General features: G+C 67.4%; 13 protein-coding genes. All 13 read left to right on the top strand.

The annotated features are described in order from the left end of the window. The first annotated feature begins 15 nt into the window (after positions 1-15). The 13 genes from FJ386_10230 (at position 16) to FJ386_10170 (ending at position 14232) form a co-directional block, all read left to right on the top strand. Complete coding sequence (locus FJ386_10230) at positions 16-207, top strand: hypothetical protein (protein MBM3877083.1); 192 nt, start codon at positions 16-18, stop codon at positions 205-207. A 144-nt stretch (positions 208-351) separates the two neighbouring features. Continuing rightward, positions 352-1254 (top strand): protoheme IX farnesyltransferase, encoded by a 903-nt coding sequence (gene cyoE, locus FJ386_10225; GenBank protein ID MBM3877082.1) that lies wholly within the window; start codon positions 352-354, stop codon positions 1252-1254. A gap of 122 nt (positions 1255-1376) precedes the next feature. Further along, positions 1377-3212 carry a cytochrome C oxidase subunit I gene (locus FJ386_10220; GenBank protein MBM3877081.1) on the top strand — a complete coding sequence of 612 codons (1836 nt, stop codon included), beginning with the start codon at positions 1377-1379 and terminating at the stop codon, positions 3210-3212. A 42-nt stretch (positions 3213-3254) separates the two neighbouring features. Beyond that, the gene (locus FJ386_10215) at positions 3255-4139 is read left to right on the top strand and encodes a heme-copper oxidase subunit III (GenBank protein MBM3877080.1); all 885 of its coding nucleotides are present in this window, start codon (positions 3255-3257) and stop codon (positions 4137-4139) included. A 38-nt stretch (positions 4140-4177) separates the two neighbouring features. Then, positions 4178-4558, top strand: coding sequence for a hypothetical protein (locus FJ386_10210; protein ID MBM3877079.1), 381 nt, complete (start codon positions 4178-4180; stop codon positions 4556-4558). Continuing rightward, positions 4558-4764, top strand: coding sequence for a hypothetical protein (locus FJ386_10205; protein MBM3877078.1), 207 nt, complete (start codon positions 4558-4560; stop codon positions 4762-4764). The genes FJ386_10210 and FJ386_10205 overlap by 1 nt, the downstream gene beginning before the upstream one ends. Then, complete coding sequence (locus FJ386_10200; protein ID MBM3877077.1) at positions 4761-5033, top strand: hypothetical protein; 273 nt, start codon at positions 4761-4763, stop codon at positions 5031-5033. The genes FJ386_10205 and FJ386_10200 overlap by 4 nt, the downstream gene beginning before the upstream one ends. After that, entirely contained in the window at positions 5020-5799 is a 780-nt protein-coding gene (locus FJ386_10195; GenBank protein ID MBM3877076.1) for a cytochrome c oxidase subunit II, read from the top strand. Before FJ386_10200 ends, FJ386_10195 begins: the two co-directional genes overlap by 14 nt. Beyond that, a complete protein-coding gene (locus FJ386_10190; GenBank protein MBM3877075.1) occupies positions 5765-6553 on the top strand; it encodes an SCO family protein in 789 nt (262 codons plus the stop codon). The genes FJ386_10195 and FJ386_10190 overlap by 35 nt, the downstream gene beginning before the upstream one ends. Before the next feature lie 58 nt (positions 6554-6611). After that, positions 6612-7055 (top strand): DUF420 domain-containing protein, encoded by a 444-nt coding sequence (locus tag FJ386_10185; GenBank protein ID MBM3877074.1) that lies wholly within the window; start codon positions 6612-6614, stop codon positions 7053-7055. A gap of 7 nt (positions 7056-7062) precedes the next feature. After that, positions 7063-10893: a hypothetical protein gene (locus tag FJ386_10180; GenBank protein MBM3877073.1), complete on the top strand. Its 3831-nt coding sequence runs from the start codon at positions 7063-7065 to the stop codon at positions 10891-10893. An 80-nt stretch (positions 10894-10973) separates the two neighbouring features. Beyond that, positions 10974-12044 (top strand): hypothetical protein, encoded by a 1071-nt coding sequence (locus FJ386_10175; GenBank protein MBM3877072.1) that lies wholly within the window; start codon positions 10974-10976, stop codon positions 12042-12044. Beyond that, on the top strand, positions 11998-14232 hold the full coding sequence (locus tag FJ386_10170; GenBank protein ID MBM3877071.1) for a DUF1553 domain-containing protein: 2235 nt from the start codon (positions 11998-12000) through the stop codon (positions 14230-14232). Before FJ386_10175 ends, FJ386_10170 begins: the two co-directional genes overlap by 47 nt. The last annotated feature ends 94 nt before the right edge of the window (positions 14233-14326 follow it).

Here is a 14326-nt window from a genome sequence, read left to right as displayed (position 1 = left end):
AACAAAGCCGCCGACGTGGCGACGCTCCACGTGGTGCTCGGCGCGACGTGCCTCGCGTTCGGCGGAGTATTGACGGTCTGCCTGCACCGGCTCACCGTGCACCGCATCAACGCCCACGTGCTGACACAGCTCGGGCAGGACGAAGAATCCATCGCGAAGCTTGAGCACACCGAGCGCATCCGGCGCGAGGACTTGCAGAAGAAGTGAGAAGGCGAGCATGACGTTCGAAGTGAATGGCAAGGACACGGGGCCGCGGGGCCGCGGGGACGCGGGGAAGAACGTTTTCGTCGCCGTGTCTCCGCGGCCCCGCGCCTCCGCGCCCCGGCCCTCTCCGCCCGGATTCGGTCGCGCATGAAAGCCACCGCCAATCCCATCGCCGAGCCCGGCATCGCCGCGAAGTCCCGCTTCGCCGTGTTCTCGGACTTGTTCAAGGCGCGGCTCACCACGCTCGTCCTGCTGACGACTGCCGTCGGCTTCCAGATGGGCCACCGCGGCGCGATGGACTGGGCGCTCTTCCTGCACGCGATGCTTGGCACGGGCTTGCTCGCCTGCGGCGCTGCGGCGCTCAACCAATACCTCGAGCGCGAGCACGACGCGCTGATGCTCCGCACCGAGGAGCGGCCGTTGCCCGCGGGGCATTTGCAGCCCGGCACCGTGCTGGTGCTCGGCGGGCTCGCATCCGCGGCGGGCATGGTGCACCTCGCGCTGACGGTGAACCTCATAACGAGCCTGCTCGGCGCGCTGACGCTCGGCAGTTACCTGTTTGTTTACACGCCGCTCAAGCGCGTCACGTCGCTCAACACCGCCATCGGCGCGGTGCCCGGCGCGCTTCCACCGTTGATGGGCTGGACGGCGACGCGCGGGGAGATCACGACGGAGGGCTGGGCGCTCTTCGCGATCCTGTTTTTCTGGCAGCTCCCGCACTTCCTGGCGATCGCGTGGCTTTACCGCGACCAATATGCGAAGGCCGGCTACGTGATGCTGCCGGTGGTAGACCCCGCGGGCGGGCGCACGGGCCGGCAGGCGGTGAGCCACACGCTCGGGTTGCTGCCGGTGAGCCTTTCGCCGTTCATCTTCAAGCTCGCGGGCGCGCTCTACCTCGCGGGCGCGCTTGTGCTGGGAGTTGCGTTTTTGCTCTGCGCGGTGCAATTCGCGCGGACCCTCAGCCACGCCTCGGCGCGGCGGCTTTTCCTGATGTCCATCCTGTATCTGCCGGTGCTGCTCGGCCTGCTGGCATTTGACAAGGTGAAGTGATGGATTAGCCCGCGTGGAACTTGACCGGGAAACGAATCGCTTGTTGACACTCCCTTCGACCGACAGCTAACTAAATGCCGCTCGCGCGGAAAGCCGCGCCCGTTTTCAGCCCGAACCGAACCATGCAGCCCACGAAAGAAGCCCCACACGCCCACGCCGACGCCCATCATCACGAGGATCCCGGCTTCTGGCGCGGCTACGTTTTTTCGACCGACCACAAGGTCATCGGCATCCAATACGGCGTCACCGCGCTGTTCTTCCTGCTCTTTGGGTTCGGCCTGATGCTCCTGATGCGCTGGCAGATTGCCAAGCCCGGCGTGCCCGTGCCCGTGCTTGGCCCGCTCATGGCCAAGGTGCTCGGCGACGCCGCGTCCGGCGGCTCGATTTCGCCCGACCTCTACAACGCATTCGGCGCGATGCACGGCACGATCATGGTCTTCCTCGCGATCGTGCCGCTCGTGTTCGCGGCGTTCGGCAACTTTGTCGTCCCGCTTCAAATCGGCGCGGTGGACATGGCTTTCCCGCGCGTGAACATGGCGAGCTACCAGTTCTACGTGCTCGGCGGCGTGATCATGCTCGTGAGCTTCTTCATCCCGGGCGGCGCGGCGCAGGCGGGGTGGACTTCCTATTCGCCTCTGGCCACCGTGATTCCCACGGACGGGCAGACGTTCTGGCTCATCGGCATGGTGTGCCTCATCAACTCCTCGCTGCTCGGCGCGGTGAACTTCATCGCCACCATCATCCAGCTTCGCGCGCCGGGCATGACGTGGATGCGCCTGCCGTTCTTCGTGTGGTCGCAGTTTGTCACGGCGTTCCTGCTGCTGCTGGCGTTTCCGCCGCTCGAGGCTGCCGGTGTGATGCAACTCATGGACAAGGTCGCCGGCACGAGCTTCTTCCTTCCGACAGGCCTCGTGGTGAGCGCGAAGGTGGCTGAAATCTCTGGCGGCGGCAGCCCGCTGCTCTGGCAACACCTGTTCTGGTTCCTGGGGCACCCGGAGGTTTACGTGCTCATCTTGCCGGCGTTCGGCATCGTCGGCGAAATCATCGCCTGCAACACCCGGCGCCCGTTGTGGGGCTACAAGTCGCTCGTCTACTCGGTCCTCGCGATCGGATTCCTGTCCTTCATCGTGTGGGCGCACCACATGTATCTGACCGGCATGGGCACGAAGATTTCCACGTTCTTCCAGACGACCACGATGATCATCTCGATTCCGTCGGTGATCATCCTCACGTGCCTGTTCCTGTCGCTGTGGGGCGGCTCGATCCGGTTCAACACGCCGATGCTCTTCTCGCTGGCGTTCCTGCCCATGTTCGGCATCGGCGGCCTCACCGGGCTGCCGCTCGGGTTCAACTACCCGGACATCTACCTGCACGACAGTTATTACGTGATCGCGCACTTCCACTACGTGGTGGCGCCGGGAACCATATTTGCATTGTTCGCGGCCATCTACTTCTGGTTCCCGAAGATGACCGGGCGGCACATGAACGAGACGCTCGGGAAGGTCCACTTCTGGCTCTCGCTCATCGGCATGAACCTGGTCTTCCAGCCGATGTTCGTGCAGGGCATGAGCGGCATGAGCCGGCGCATGAGCGACGGCGGCGCTGCAGCTTACTCGCTCGCCACGAACCCCGGCGCCGAGGGCGCGCTCAGCGGCACGATGATCTGGCTCAACACCTTCATCGCGCACTCCGCCTTCTTCCTCCTGCTCGCTCAAGTGCCGTTCATCATCAATTTCTTCTGGAGCCTGAACAGCGGCCGCAAGGTCACCAGTGACAACCCGTGGGGCGCCACCACGCTCGAGTGGCAGACGCCCACGCCGCCGCCGCACGGCAATTTCGTGGATGCCCACGGCCACATCAACGCGCCGACCGCGGTGCGCGGGCCTTACGAATACAGCGTGCCCGGCCACCCGGCCGACTTCACCCCGCAGAACCAGCCCGAACCCGTGAAGGCCTGAGTTCCGCGCCCAACCTTATCCGAATTTCCAAAGCACCGCGACATGGACATCCCCTACACCGTCAAACCCCGTGAGGACACGGGCCTCTTCAACGCCAAGGTCGGCATCTGGCTCTTCCTCGCCTCCGAGGTGATGCTTTTCGGCGGCCTGTTCTCGTCCTACATCCTCCTGCGCGTCGGCGCCGAGGACGGCTCCTGGCCCCACGGCTGGCTCAACGTCCCGCTTGGCACGGCCAACACCATCGTGCTCATCGTCTCGTCCGTCACCGTCGTCATGGCGTGGGCGTCGCTCAAGATGAACCAGTTCTCGAAGTTCAAGCTGTATCAGGGCCTCACGGTGCTCTGCGCCCTGATCTTCCTTGTGATCAAAACCTTCGAATACAACGACAAGTTCACCCACTACGCCGTGCTGCAGAAGGACGGTTCGTATGTGGACGGCCACCTCGTCACCAAAAAGATGAACGCCGCGGGAACCGTGCTCGAATCCATCACGCTCCACGGCATGCAGACCAAGGACATCAATCAGATTGTGGACCCGCACAAACACCGGAAGGAAAAGCACGAGCACAAGGAGTTCACCATCGCGGGGACGAACATCGTCCGCTTCGCCGATGTCGCAAAAGTTGGCCAGCGAATCGCGTTCCGCCCGGTTCCTTCAATGAAGGATGCGGCCGGCAACACGCTCATGATCGGCAACCGCGCCCCGCGCTACAACACCTACACCGCGATTTACTTCACGCTCACCGGCCTGCACGCGTTGCACGTGCTCGGCGGCGCGATCGTCATCGGTTTCCTTTGGGGACCGGGCGCTGCGATGTGGCGCACGGATCCCGATCGCTTCACCAACCGCGTCGAGGTGTCCGGCCTGTTCTGGCACTTCGTCGACCTGGTCTGGATCTTCCTGTTCCCGGTCCTCTACCTCCTCTGATCTCTCTTAATCCCACTCCTACTCCTACTCCCCCTCGCATGAGCCACGACCATTCGCACGGACCCGGAGCCGCCACACACGACCACGCGCACGACATCGAGCACGTGCGCCAGTCGGTGAAGAAATATCTCTTCGTCTTCTACGCGCTCGGCGTCGGCACGATCATCACCGTGCTCGCGTCCTACGTGGATTTCGGTTCGCGAGCCGCGAACATCGCCATCGCCCTGCTCATTGCCACGGTCAAGGCCGGGCTCGTCGCCGGCTACTTTATGCACCTCATTTCCGAGCGAAAGCTCATCTACAGCCTGCTCACCTGCACTTTCTTCTTCTTCGGCTCGATGATGTTCATCTTCATCTGGGGTTCTCACGACTTTCCCGGCTCCGCGTCCCTCAAAATCCTGACCACGTTCTGGCGCTGATGTCCCTGAAGGCATTCCATATCGTGTTCATCACGGCCTCGACGCTGCTGAGCTTCGGCTTCGGCGCGTGGGAACTCCATGCCTGGCGCACGGCAGGCGCGACCTCCGACCTCGTCCTCGCCTGCGGTTCCACGCTCGCCGGAGCCGGGCTGCTTGCCTACGGCCGTTACTTTTTGAAGAAGCTCAAGCACATCAGTTACCTGTGAACCCGCGCCGCTCATCCCGGTTCGCCGCGCCCGCGCTTTGCGCGATGCTCGCGCTGTGGTCACAGGGCGCGTTCGCGTGTGCTGCGTGCTTCGGCAAGAGCGACGGCAAGCTCGCCGAGGGCATGGCCGCGGGCATCCTGAGCCTGCTCTTCGTCGCAGTGTGCGTGCTCGGCGGCATCGCGATCTTCTTCGTCCACATCATCCGCCGCGGGCGGTTGGCCGCACAGGCCGTCGCGCAAGTTTCCCAAGCCGAACATGAACTTCACTGACACCCTCAAGCATCAGATTCTCAAGCTTCCGCCCGGTGGTGCCGAACACGCGCCGAAGTTGGACGACTTCATCCTCTACGTGCACTACCTCATGGCCGCGCTGTTCGTCGGCTGGATCCTGTATTTCTTTTACGTGCTCGTGCGCTTCCGCAGCGGGGCGAATCCCAAGGCCGACTACGCCGGCACCAAGTCGCAGGCTTCGAACGTCATCGAGGGCGCGGTCATCGTCGCCGAGGCCGTCCTGCTCATCGGCTTCGCCATCCCCCTTTGGGCGCACGCGGTCGAGAAGTTCCCCGAGGAGAAGGACTCCGTGGTCATCCGCGTCATCGGCGAGCAGTTCACCTGGAACACCCGATACCCCGGCGCGGACGCCAAGTTCGGCAAGGTCGACGTCAAGTTCCTCAGCGCCACCAACCAGTTCGGCATCGACTACTCCGACCCCGCCGCCAAGGACGACATCGTCCCCTCCGCGAAGGACATCCACGTCCCGGTCGGCACCAACGTCATCATGCACATCACGTCCAAGGACGTGATCCATTCTTTCAAGATCGTCGGCTTGCGTGTCTGTCAGGACGCCATCCCCGGCATGAGCGTGCCCATCCATTTCAAGCCCACCAGGCCCGGCAAGTATCTCGTCACTTGCGCGCAGCTTTGCGGCGGCGGCCACGCCACCATGAACGCCTTCGTGACCGTCGAGGACCCGAAGGCCTTCACCGAGTGGCTCGCGAAGAATGCGAAGTCCGGCGGCGCCACGAGCTTCGAGTGACGCCCACGGTCGTCCTCGCCGACGTCCTCGCCTTCGAATCCCGCGGCTTCCCGCTTGCCGTCAACCCTCGTGCGGCGGATTCTCCCGCCCGTTCACGATGACGCCCGCCTCCCCGAACCTCGAACGCGCCGTGTGGGGCGGCCTCTTCGTCATCGTCCTGGTCCTCGCCATCGCCTACGTCAACACCGCGGGCAGGCCGCGCCCCGTGCCCGCCGCGCCGCTGCCCGTCATCGGCCCCGTCGCGGACTTCACGCTCACCAACCAGCTCGGCCGCGCCGTCACCCTCGCCGACCTGCGCGGCAAAGTGTGGGTCGCCGACATCATCTTCACCCGCTGCCCCGGCCCCTGCGCGACGATGACCCGTCAGATGGCATCGTTGCAGGCGGCGCTGCCCGACGCCCTTCCGGTGCGCCTCGTCTCGCTCACCACCGATCCCGAGTTCGACACGCCCGAAGTCTTGCGCGGCTACGGCGAGCGCTTCGGCGCGCGCCCGCCCCAGTGGTCCTTCCTCACCGGCTCCAAGCCGCAAATCGCCGCGCTCGCGGTGGACAGCCTCAAACTCGTCGCCACCGAAAAGGCGCCCGCCGAGCGCACCTCGGCCATGGACCTCTTCATCCACAGCACCCTCTACGTGGTCGTGGACAAACAGGGACGGCTTCGCGCCGCGTTCGAAACCGTCGGCGACGGCGTCAACTTCCCCCAAGTCCAGTCCAGGATCCTCTCCGCCATGAACCAGTTGCTGAACGAGAAATAAGGCCGATCGCGGCATCCGTTCAGCCCCATCCACCGTCCACCACGCACACCCTCCTCACATGACCTTGACCGACCTCCCCGCGCTGAACGCCTGCCTCAACGGCACCAGCCTCGTCCTGCTCCTGTGCGGCTGGCGCTTCATCAAGCAGGGACGCAAGGAGGCGCACCGCAACTGCATGCTCGCCGCGCTCGTGGTCTCCACGCTTTTCCTCGCGAGCTACGTGACCTACCACGTCGGGATGCAACGCCTGCACGGCGCCGCGCACACCAAGTTCCTCAACCCCGAGTGGTTCCGCCCCATCTACCTGATCATCCTCGTCACGCACCTGATCGCCGCGATGGCCATCGTGCCCATGGTGCTCATGACCCTCACCCGCGCCCTGCGCGAACGCTTCGACGCCCACAAACGCATCGCCCGCTGGACCTGGCCCCTCTGGGTTTACGTCTCCGCCACCGGCGTCGTGATCTACCTGCTGCTCTACCAGATTTTCCCACAGCGCTGACGACGCCGTGTCTGGCTTGGTTTGGCAAACGGGCTTGCTGCTTTCGCGCGGCACCGATAGGTTCCAGCGCGTCAACTCCGGCAAATCCATGGTGCGCTCGTTTCATCGCCTCGTGCTTCCCTTCGCGTGGCTTGCATTCTGCGGCGCGGCAGTCCCGGTAGTCGCGCAGGAGGAACTCATCCGCTCGTCGCGCATCCTCCGCGCCCCGGGCGCGCGGATCCCGCAAGGCGGGACGCCCAAGTTCGCCACGGCATGGCAGGACGCCATCGGGCGGGGCGACACGAACCGGCTCAAGGAGCTTCTCGCCGCCGATTCCAAGCTCGCCGCTGCGCGCACGGGCGACGGCGATTCGCCGCTGCACTTCGCCGCGAGGCAAAAGCAGTTCGACGCCTTCGCCCCATTGCGCGCGGCGGGCGCGGACCTGGAGTCCACCAACGCCGCGGGGCTCACGCCGATGCAGGCGCTGGTGCTCGCGGGGCGGCGCGCGCCGGCCGAGGCGGGCTCGGGCGAGCAGCAGGAGCCGGCCGGTTTTTACAAGCTGCTCGTGCTCGGCGCAAAGGCCGACCCTTTCACGCTCGCGGGCATCGGCGACGCCGAGTCGCTCGCGCGCGCGCTGGAGAAGTCGCCCGCGGCGTTCACGGCGCGCGACGCGCAGTCGCGCACGTTGCTGCACTGGGCCTGCGAATGCGGCCAGCCCGGCGCGCTCGCGGTCTTGCTGCCGCGCAAGCCCGCGCTGGACGCGGCGGATTTCGAGGGCCGCACGCCGCTGCACGCGGCCTCGCTGCACGGTTACGCGGAGATTGCCCGGCAGTTGCTCGACGCGGGCGCGGGGTTCGACGCAAAGGACAAGTCGGGCGCCACGCCGCTCGCGCTCGCGTCCGGGGGCGGGCACGAGAAGATCGTCGCCCGATTGCTCGAGAAGAAGCCCGCGCTCGATGTCGCCGGGAAAAACCTCACCACGCCCTTGCACCGCGCCTCGGGAGGCGGGCATTCCAAAGTCGTCGCCCAGCTCGTCGCCGCCGGGGCGCGCGTGGACGCGCTCGATGAGCGGTTGCGCACGCCGTTGCATGTGGCGGTTGCGGGCCGGCGCACCAACGCGGTCGCGGAGCTGCTCAAGCACAAGCCGGCGCTGTCCCTGCGGGACGCCGACAAGCTCACGCCACTCGAACTCGCCGCGCGCACGGCCAACGACGGTGTCATCCGGCTGCTCGTCACGCGCGACGTCGAACTGCCCGCGGACAAATCGTTGCTGGACCCGCTGCTGCATTTCGCCGCGGCCAACGGCAACACGAATCTCATCGAGCAAATCCTCGCGCGAGGCGCGGACGTGAACGCGACGAACGAGTCCGGCCAGAGCGCGTTGATCCTCGCGGCCGCGCGGCAGCAACCGCGCGCGGCGTCGCTGCTGCTCTCGCGCGGGGCGAATCCCAACTTGCGCGAGGCCGACGGCGACACGGCGCTTCACCTCGCCAAAGGCCACGAGGCGACGACGCGCGTGCTGCTGTGGGGCGGCGCGAGGGTGGACGCGACAAACGCCGCGGGCTTGAGCGCGTTCCACCTCGCCGCGGCCACCAACAACATCGTGTGGATGGACGCGCTCGTCTCGGGCGGCGCGGATGTGGACCAGCCCTTCGGCACCAACCGCGACACCGCGCTGCACGCGGCGTTCACGCGGCCGTATTACCGATACGAGCCCGACCCGCCGGGGTCGCCGGGATGGACGCTGTTCAAGACCCGGCTCGACCACGTGCTCCGCCAGCGCATCCAGGCGCAGCCGCAGCGCGATGGCATCGCGCCGGCGGCGGTGGCGGGGGTGCAGCGCATGGTCTTCCTCGGGGGGGCTGCCGCGCGACGGCCCGCGCCCGCGCAGCAGCAAAGGCCGACGAACTGGGTCGAGCTGGTGTATTCGGGCGTCAAGTTCTTCGCCGACTGGGCCAACGTGGACCCGCGCCGCGACGAGTGGCCGCCCCCGTGGCAGCCGTGGGAGGAGGCGCAGTGGCGCTACCTGCTCGCGGCCGGCGCCAACGCCCGCGTGACGAACGCCGCCGGCCTTACGCCCATGCACGTGATGCTCTCGAACATGAGCTTCCAATACGCGTGGGGCGCGCCGACGAACCCGGCCATCGCCGCGCTCGTCGCCCGCGGCGCGGACCTCGGCGCGCGCGACCGTGACGGCAACACGCCGTTGCACCTCGCGGTGACGAACGTCCAGCAGGGCGGGGCCGTCCGCACGCTCGCCGCGCTCAAGGCTCCCGGGAACGCGACGAATGCGGCCGGGCGCACGCCGCTGCACCTGCTCGTCGCAAGCTCGAGCTTCGCGCACGATCACAACGACCGCGTGAAGTCGCTGCTCGCCGCGGGCGCCGACCTGAAGCTTGGCGACTCCGACGGCAACACGCCGCTGCACCTCGCCGTGCTCAACCCGGTGCAGAGCATCTTCACTTCACTCGCGACCAACGGCGCGGATTTTTCCATCCGCAACAAGGCCGGCCTCACGCCGCTCGGGCTGGGCGTCGTGAGCAACGCGCCTCCCACCGTCCGGCCGCCGGGCGTCAACCTCGGCCTGTTCGCCGCCATCGCCGACGGCGACCTGGAGTCGCTCGACAAGCTGTTCAAGATCGATCCGCAACTTGCCGTGCTCACCAACAGCGCGGGGCAGACGCCGGTCCGCCTCGCGAGCGAACGCGGGCGGCGCGAACTCGTCGAGCGGCTCACGGCGGCCGGCGCCACGCTCGATGTGTGGTCGGCCGCGCTGCTCGGCCGCACCGCCATCGTCGAGGAGGAGCTGAAGGCAAAGCCCGGACTTGCCGCGGAACGCTATTTCGGGGACACGCTGTTGCATCGCGCGGCGGCGAGTGGCGACATACGGACGGCCGCGCTGCTGTTGCGCCACAAGGCTGACGTGAACGCCGCCGACCCGCGCGGGCTCACGCCACTCGGCCGCGCGCTCGCCGCGAACCACGCCGACGCGGCAGCCGCGCTGCGCAAGGCCGGCGCGACGGAGAGCATTTTCGACGCGGTCGCCGCGGGCGACGCCGCGATGGTGGCCGCGTTGCTCGGCCGCGAGCCGGCGGCGGCGCGGGCGACCAACGAGGGACGATTCACCGCCCTGCACGCCGCGGTCGAGCGGGGCGTGCTCGAAGTCGTGCGCACGCTTCTCGACGGAAAGGCCGACCCGTCCGCGCCCGTGCTTGCGACGAATGTCCCCGCGGGCTCGGTGCCGCCGGGCTCGGGCCTTGCGCCGCTGCACCTGGCCGTGTGGTCGAACCGCGTCGACCTCGCGGCGCTGCTGCTCGCGCGCGGCGCGAATCCGGACACGATGGACGCGATGGGCTTCGGACCGCTGCATCACGCGGCCGCGATGGGCTCGATCGAAATGGCTGGCCTGCTTCTCTCCAACAAGGCAGCCGCGAATCTTGCGGCGCCGCCCGAGCCGGCAACCCATTCGGCCACGGCCTCGGCGCGGCCCGCGGGGCATACGCCGCTGCACGTTGCGGTGAGCTTTGGGCAGACGAATGTCGTCTCGCTTTTGCTCGCGAGCGGGGCGGACATCGAGGCGACGAATCACTTCGGCATCACGCCCGTGATTGCGGCGCGTTACGGGGCGATGCCGTCCGGCTCGCCGCCCATCGGCGCGTCGCCGGCACTCTCTGTTGCGGTGCGCGCGTTCAACTCGCGCACCAACCGCGTGCCGGTGCAGGACATGGTGGACTTGCTCCGCAAGCACGGCGCCGCCGAGCCCGTGCGCCCGCCGGCGCCGCGGCGTCCCGCCACGCAACGGCCCCGACAGGCCGACGTGGTTGTGCCCGCGGTCAAGCTGCAGAACGCGCAACCGTGAGGAGCACGGCCTGGCGGCTTTCGGCTTTCCATTCGGCCGCTGACGGTTATCGTCGGCCCAACTCTGGGAAAACCACCGAGATGAAAACCATCCGCATCTGGCTCGCCAGTTCCGTCCTTGCCGCTGCCTGCGCCGCGCCTGCGCAGGACAAGGTCTTCTCCGGCCCTCAACCCGGCGAGAAGGTCACGCCCTTCAAGGTCGTGACCATGACCGGCGCCGACGCCGGCAAGGAGCGCGACTTCGTGGCGGACTTCAAGGGCGCGCCCACCGTGTTCGTGTTCGTTCACGGCGTCGAGCGCTCGATGACGCCGCTGCTCACGGTCGTGGATCAATACGCATCAGAAAGGAAGGAAACGCTCCGCTGCGCGTTCGTTTTCCTCGACGGCGACCGCGTGAACGCCGGGCAGCGCATCCCGGCGGTTGCGGGTTCGTTGCGTTTGAAGTCGCCCGTCACGCTCTCGGTCGACGGCGCGGAAGGGCCCGGCAATTACGGGCTCAACAAGCAATGCCTGCTCACGCTCGTCATTGCGAAGGACAACAAGGTGACGGCGAACTTCGCGCTCGTGCAGCCCGGCATCGCGGACGCGCCCGCCGTGCTCAAGGCGCTGGGCTCGATGATTGGCGATGCCAGCCCGCCCGATGCCGAGGCGCTCCGCGAGCGTCGCATGGCTGAACTCGGTGCGGGCAAGGGCCGGCCCGCCGCCGACGGCGCAATGAGGATGCGCCCCGCCGAGCTCGACTTGTCCAAGCTCGACCTGGGCAGCGAGCGCGCACTGCGCGCCGCGGTGCAGGCGTTGACCAATGAAGTCGTGCGCCTGCGCGCCGAACTCGCCGCCGCGCGCGGTTCAGCCGCGGGCACGGCGAAGCGCGACCCCGCCGCGCAGCCGAAACGCGAGGCGCCGAAGGGGGAATTGCCCGGCGCCGCGCCGACGGACCCGCGGTTGCTCGAGATGTTGCGCGCCTTCATCCAACCGGGCAACGACAAGGCACGCGTGGACGCCGTGTTGAAGGAGGTCGAGGACTACGTGAAAGGCAACACGGACCTGACGAAGCAGGCCGTGGATGGCTGGGTGCGCGTGCTGCATCTAAAATACGGCACCGAGTATGCCCACGCGCAAGGGCAGAAGATGGTGGACCGTTTCAAGAAGTGAGGCGGGCGTGCACTCGGCGGCCATCCTGCTCCCGCTGTGTTGCGCCGCGGCGTCGTTCGCCGCGGCCGCGCCCCGCGCTCCGTTGCCAGCGAGTTTTCCCACCGAAGTCCTGCCGATACTCACGAAGGCTGGTTGCAATGCGGGCGCGTGCCACGGAGCGGCAACGGGACAGGGCGGTTTCAAGCTCAGCCTGCTCGGTTACGATCCGGAAGCCGACCACGAGTCCATCACGCGTGAACTTGGCGGGCGGCGGATCAACGCCGCGTCGCCCGTCGAGAGCTTGTTGCTCCGCAAGCCGACCCGCGCGGTCGCGCACAAGGGCGGCAAACGACTCGTGCCCGGCTCGCCCGATCACGAACGGCTCGCGCAGTGGATCGCGGCGGGCGCGCCGTTCGGCGATCGCGACCTGCGGGTGCAGTCGCTCGCGGTGCTTCCCGCGGGGCCCGTGATGCTCGCGCCCGGCCAGTCCACCACGCTGCGTGTCGAGGCGAAGACGCAACTCGGCTCCCGCAACGTGACAGGCCACGCGCTCTTTACGGTGCTCGACGACTCGATTGCCGAAGTGGATGCGAAAGGCGTCGCCACCGTGCGCGGCCGCGGGATGACGGCGGTGATGGTTCGATTCGGAGGACAAGTCGCCGCGGTGCGCGTCGGCTCGCCGTTCAACCACCTCGCCGTGAAGGCCGCGGATTTTCCCGCGAACAATTTCATCGATGAACAGGTGCTTGTGGAGTTGCAGCGGCTCGGTCTGCCGCCGTCGCCGCTGTGCGATGACGCCACATTTTTGCGACGCGTCACGCTCGACGTCGCCGGCCGGCTGCCGACGGAGAGCGAAGCGCGGGCGCCCGCCGCGCCGGACCGCGCGCAGGTTGTTTCGCGGCTGATCGCCTCGGAGGACTTTACCGACTACTGGACGCACAAACTCGCGGACCTGCTGCTCATCAATTCGCGCCGGCTCGGCGACGCGCCGGCGCGCGCATATCATGCGTGGCTGCGCCGGCAGGTCGCGCAGAACTCGCCGCTCGACCGCCTCGCGCGCGAGTTGCTCACGGCCACGGGCGAGGCGTCGCTCGTCGGCCCGGCCAATTTCCACCGGCTCACGCGCGACCCGCGCGACATGGGCGAGTTCGTGAGCCGCGCGTTCCTCGGCACGCAAATCGCCTGCGCGCGATGCCATGCGCATCCGTTTGCGGGGTGGACGCAGGATGATTACCACCGGTTCGCGGCGTTCTTCGCGCGCACCGCGTGGGACGGCGAGCGCATCCTCGTGGCGAGTCGCGGCGAGGTGGCGCACCCGAAGACGGGGAAGGACCTGGCGCCCCGCGCGCTCGGAGTGCCGATCGCCAGACCGGCGCGTCCCGATCCCCTTGACGAGCGTGACACGGCCCGATCCGGGGATCGTCGCTCCGGCGAAACAGCCGATCGCCGCGTGATGCTGGCCGGCTGGCTCGCGTCGCCGGACAATGTGTTGTTTGCCCGCGCGTTTGTGAACCGTGTGTGGAAGGAACTCATGGGCCGGGGTCTCGTGGAGCCGGTGGACGACTTGCGTGACTCGAACCCGCCGACGAATCCCGCGCTGCTTGACGCGCTCGCAGCGGACGCTGCCGCGAACGGTTTTGACCTGCGGCATCTCGTGCGGACGATTGTGAACTCCCGGACTTATCAGCTCGATTCACGCGCCACGGCATTGAATCGCGCGGATGACCGCTTCGGATCCCACGCCCTCGTCAAGCCGCTGCCCGCCGCGGTGCTCGCGGACGCGATCGCGCAGGCAACAGGCGCGCCGCAGTCGTTTGCGGGCTGGCCTGCGGGCACGCGCGCGGTGCAACTGCTCGACGCGCAGACGGCGAGTTACACCCTGGATGTGTTCGGCCGCTGCACGCGGGAGACGGCCTGCGAAGTCCCGGCGCGCACGGGCGGCGGGCTCGCGCAGGCATTGCACCTCATCAACGGGTCGTCACTTTCTGAGCAGCTTCGCGCCGGTGTCGCGACACTCCTCCGGCAAGGTCCGCGCGAGGCCGACCGGCTCGTTGAGGAACTCTGGCTTCGCAGCCTTTCGCGCCTGCCCGATGCCAGGGAGCGCGCGTGGGGCGTCCAAGTGCTTTCAAAGTCCTCCTCGAAACAAACCGCGATAGAGGACTTGCTTTGGGCCCTGCTGAACACCAGGGAATTCGCGGTGAATCACTGATCCGGCGGTGCGGGGATGGCGAAATGACATGTCATCCCGTGAACAATGGACTCCATCGGCACGTGCGGGACTGATCGCGCGTTGCCCGGCTGTA

This window comes from Verrucomicrobiota bacterium, from assembly GCA_016871675.1.
Taxonomy (GTDB): domain Bacteria; phylum Verrucomicrobiota; class Verrucomicrobiia; order Limisphaerales; family VHCN01; genus VHCN01.
Note: the sequence above shows the minus strand (reverse complement) of the source record. Positions and strands in the feature narration are given on the sequence as shown.

Bases quoted from the DNA above. Each gene is read 5' to 3' on its own strand.
- FJ386_10190 (MBM3877075.1), top strand. From the start codon at position 5,765: ATGCGAAGTCCGGCGGCGCCACGAGCTTCGAGTGACGCCCACGGTCGT.
- FJ386_10185 (MBM3877074.1), top strand. From the start codon at position 6,612: ATGACCTTGACCGACCTCCCCGCGCTGAACGCCTGCCTCAACGGCACC.
- FJ386_10210 (MBM3877079.1), top strand. From the start codon at position 4,178: ATGAGCCACGACCATTCGCACGGACCCGGAGCCGCCACACACGACCAC.
- FJ386_10205 (MBM3877078.1), top strand. From the start codon at position 4,558: ATGTCCCTGAAGGCATTCCATATCGTGTTCATCACGGCCTCGACGCTG.
- FJ386_10170 (MBM3877071.1), top strand. From the start codon at position 11,998: ATGCCCACGCGCAAGGGCAGAAGATGGTGGACCGTTTCAAGAAGTGAG.
- cyoE (MBM3877082.1), top strand. From the start codon at position 352: ATGAAAGCCACCGCCAATCCCATCGCCGAGCCCGGCATCGCCGCGAAG.
- FJ386_10195 (MBM3877076.1), top strand. From the start codon at position 5,020: ATGAACTTCACTGACACCCTCAAGCATCAGATTCTCAAGCTTCCGCCC.
- FJ386_10220 (MBM3877081.1), top strand. From the start codon at position 1,377: ATGCAGCCCACGAAAGAAGCCCCACACGCCCACGCCGACGCCCATCAT.
- FJ386_10215 (MBM3877080.1), top strand. From the start codon at position 3,255: ATGGACATCCCCTACACCGTCAAACCCCGTGAGGACACGGGCCTCTTC.
- FJ386_10175 (MBM3877072.1), top strand. From the start codon at position 10,974: ATGAAAACCATCCGCATCTGGCTCGCCAGTTCCGTCCTTGCCGCTGCC.